The following is a 3,184-nucleotide window of genomic DNA, read 5'->3' on the forward strand; positions in this document are numbered from 1 at the left end:
GGCCGAGCACCGCGCCTCCGCCCTGCTCGCCGCCGCCGGGCTGCCGGTGGTGCCCTCCACCCTGGTGAGCGAGGAGTCCGAGGCGGTCGCGGCGGCCGAGGGCTTCGGCTATCCCGTGGTGCTCAAGATCGCGGCGGAAGGGCTGGGGCACAAGAGCGACATCGGGGGCGTCCGGCTCGGGTTGTCGGGGCCGGAGGAGGTGCGGGAGGCGTTCCGCGCCCTGATCGCCGCGGTCCCGCCGGCGGCGACCGCGGCCGGCGGCACCGGGCCCGCACTGGCCGGGGTGCTCGTGCAGCCGCAGCGCAGCGGCGGCGTCGAGTTGCTGGTGGGTCTTGTACGGGACCCCGCCTGGGGGCTCACGCTGGCCGTCGGGCTCGGCGGGATCTGGGTGGAGGTGCTGCGCGACACCGCGCTGCGCGTCCTGCCCGTGGACACCGCCGAGGTACGGCTGGCGCTCTCCGAGCTGCGGGGCACGGCGCTCCTGCAAGGGGCCAGGGGCGGCGAGCCGGCCGACCTGGACGCGGTGGCCGAGGTCGTGGCCAGGATCGCCGCCTTCGCGGAGACCCTGGGCGACGAGCTGGAGTCCCTGGAGATCAACCCGCTCCTGGTCACCGGCTCCCGCGTCGAGGCCCTGGACGCGCTGGTGACCTGGCGTACGCCCGGCTGACCCCGTACCCCCTGCGGTCTTGCGCCGGCCTCGGCCGGCCCAGGGGCCCCTTGCGCCGGCCTCGGCCGGCCGGGGCTCCACGGCGCTCCCGCCCGTCACGCGCCGGGCGGGAGCGGGATCCGGACGGACACGTGGGTGCCCTCGCCCGGCGCGGTCTCGATGCTCGCGGCGCCGCCGGCCGCGGTCACCCGGTCCACGATCGAGCGCGCGATCCCCAGCCCCGGCGGCGGCCGCTCCGCGTCGAACCCGGCGCCGTGGTCGAGCACGCTCAGCGAGAGCACGCCCGCGCGGCTGTCCGCCCACACCACGGCGTGCTGGACGCGGGCGTGCTTGGCCACGTTCGTCAGCGCCTCGCGCAGCGCGCCGGCCAGCGCGTCCACGGTCTCGGGCGGGACCCGGTCCCGGTCGGGCGAGGCCCTTAACCGGCCGGCGTTGAACTCCACGTGCAGCCCGCGCCCCACCGCCTCCCGTACGACCGCCTCCAGGGCGGCCACCACGTCGCCGTCCGGGGCGTCGTCGCCGCGCAGGTAGTCGCGCAGCCACCGCGACTCCCCCGCCACCCGCGCCCGCACCCCGTCGTCGGCGATCCAGCCATCCCTGACCAGCGCCTCCAGCGTCTGCAGGATCCGGTCGTGCAGGACGCGGGCGGTCCTCGCGCGTTCGCGCTCCTCCGAGCGCCGCGCGGAGCGCCGCACCTCCTCGGCCCGCATCAGGTCCAGCTCCCTGGCACCGGCCATCAGGAGGCGGGCGACGTACCCGGCCACGCCCGCGTTGGCCAGCAGGCCCGCCACGTGCGGCAGGGCCGCCCACCAGGGCTCCAGCGCGGCGATGACGTGCCCGCAGACGTACGCGCCGCCGAGCGCGGCGGCCCACGCGCCCACCGCCGGATACGTACGGAAGGACAGACCGGCCGTGACCGCCATGAGCAGCGCGTACGGCAGCACGACCCCCGGCCAGTCGCCGGCGCCGGCCTCGCGGGCGTACCACGGGATCGCCGGGCAGGCCACCACGACGATCACCAGGTCGGCGGCCAGCAAGCCGCGGGACGGGAGCGCACCGCGCACCCCGCACAGCACGCAGATCGTCAGGCTGCTCGCCAGGAGCGCTGCCAGCAGGCCGGACAGCGGCCAGATCGTCGTCCAGCGCGCGCCGCCGGTCACTTCGAGCGACCCGCACAGGACCAGCGCGCCCAGCCGCACGGCGATCATCGTGAACGCCCTGGTCCGCTCGATCCTGGCGACCGCGGACGGCGCGGTCATGCCTCTCGGCGGCGTTCGAGGCGGTCCAGGGCCGCGCGGGTGAGCTGGGCCTTGTTGCCGACCTGGAGCTTGGTCCTGATCCGCTCGACGTAGGTGTCGACGGTGGCCTTGCTGATCTCCATCCGGCGGGCGATCTGCGCGTGGGTGAAGCCTTGGGCGATGAACGAGAGCGTCTCCTCCTCGCGGGCCGACAGCCTCGGCCGGGCTCCGGCGTCGCCCTCCTCCTCGCGGGCGGGGGCGGAGAGCTGGTTCTGCAGGATGTCGGCCAGTCCCGCCGAGAGGTAGAACCCGCCGGCCGCCACGGTGCGCACGGCATCCACGATCTGCTCGGCGGGGGCCTCCTTGGTGACGTACCCGTTGGCGCCGGACCGGACGGCGGCCAGCACGTCGGCGGGCCGGCCCGAGGCCGAGACGACCAGGACCCTGGTGATCGCCGACAGCTCCCTGATCTCCGCCACGCAGGGGCGGTCGGTGGCCAGGTAGAGGTCGAGGATGAGGACGTCGTGATCCAGCTCGGCGGCGCGCAGATCCCCGATCGCCGCGCCTTGCAGGACCACTTTGAGGTCGTCGAAGCGGTGGAGCAGGTACTCCAGGCCATGGCGGATGAGCTCGTGGTCGTCGATCACCGCGATGCGAATCACGTCATGTTCCCCAGCGGGCTTTGAACGTGGCGGCATGCCGGTAAGGGTGAGCATGGGCATGCAGGGCCGACAAGTCATCTAAAAGTACTACAAGGGCGGGGAAAGATCATTACTTGGGGATTGTCGGCTATGGCCAGGCGGCGCGAATCGGCCGACGATGGCACAGAGATGGCCCCAGAGATGGCCCCAGAGATGGCCGCGAGGTGGCCTGAGATGGAACGCGATGGAACGCCATCCCTTGAAAAGGGAAAGAGGGGTTCGCGATGGCGAAGTTCATGGACGTGCACAGCGGCTTCGTGGGCGTGACGGAGGAGCAGCTGCGGGAGGCGCACGAGCGCGACCTGGCGGTCGAGGAGGCTGAGGGCGTGCACTTCGAGCGCGCCTGGCTCGACCCGGATTCGGGCAAGGTGTTCTGCCTGTCCTCCGGGCCGTCCAAGGAGGCCGTGCTGCGCGTGCACGAGAAGGCCGGGCACCCGACCACGGAGATCTACGAGCTGCCGATCGAGGTGGAGTAGCGCGCCCGCGGCACCGGACGGCCGCCGGTCCCACCCGGCGGCCGCCCGCCCCGAGCCCATGCGTAGGCCCGCCACGCGGCCACTGGACCTGAGCCCCAGCCC

General features: G+C 74.0%; 4 protein-coding genes. 2 read left to right on the forward strand and 2 right to left on the reverse strand.

The window, feature by feature from the left end; genetic code table 11:
- Positions 1-667, forward strand: a 667-nt coding sequence (locus tag ETD85_RS61085) for an acetate--CoA ligase family protein (RefSeq protein WP_170247485.1), incomplete at its 5' end; no start/stop codon positions are given.
- 95 nt (positions 668-762) lie between these two features.
- Here ETD85_RS61085 and ETD85_RS61090 read toward each other — a convergent pair.
- Positions 763-1,926 (reverse strand): sensor histidine kinase, encoded by a 1,164-nt coding sequence (locus ETD85_RS61090; protein WP_138698905.1) that lies wholly within the window; start codon positions 1,924-1,926, stop codon positions 763-765.
- Positions 1,923-2,567, reverse strand: a complete 645-nt coding sequence (locus ETD85_RS61095) for a LuxR C-terminal-related transcriptional regulator (RefSeq protein WP_170247486.1) — start codon at positions 2,565-2,567, stop codon at positions 1,923-1,925. Before ETD85_RS61095 ends, ETD85_RS61090 begins: the two co-directional genes overlap by 4 nt.
- A gap of 263 nt (positions 2,568-2,830) precedes the next feature.
- On the opposite strand from ETD85_RS61095, the gene ETD85_RS61100 reads away from it, so the two are divergent.
- Entirely contained in the window at positions 2,831-3,082 is a 252-nt protein-coding gene (locus tag ETD85_RS61100; protein WP_138698907.1) for an SCO4226 family nickel-binding protein, read from the forward strand.
- Positions 3,083-3,184 lie beyond the last annotated feature (102 nt).

Origin of the sequence: Nonomuraea zeae (genome assembly GCF_005889725.1) — a bacterium.
In the GTDB taxonomy this organism is placed as follows: Bacteria; Actinomycetota; Actinomycetes; order Streptosporangiales; family Streptosporangiaceae; genus Nonomuraea; species Nonomuraea zeae.

Bases quoted from the DNA above. Each gene is read 5' to 3' on its own strand.
- ETD85_RS61090 (WP_138698905.1), bottom strand. From the start codon at position 1,926: ATGACCGCGCCGTCCGCGGTCGCCAGGATCGAGCGGACCAGGGCGTTC.
- ETD85_RS61100 (WP_138698907.1), top strand. From the start codon at position 2,831: ATGGCGAAGTTCATGGACGTGCACAGCGGCTTCGTGGGCGTGACGGAG.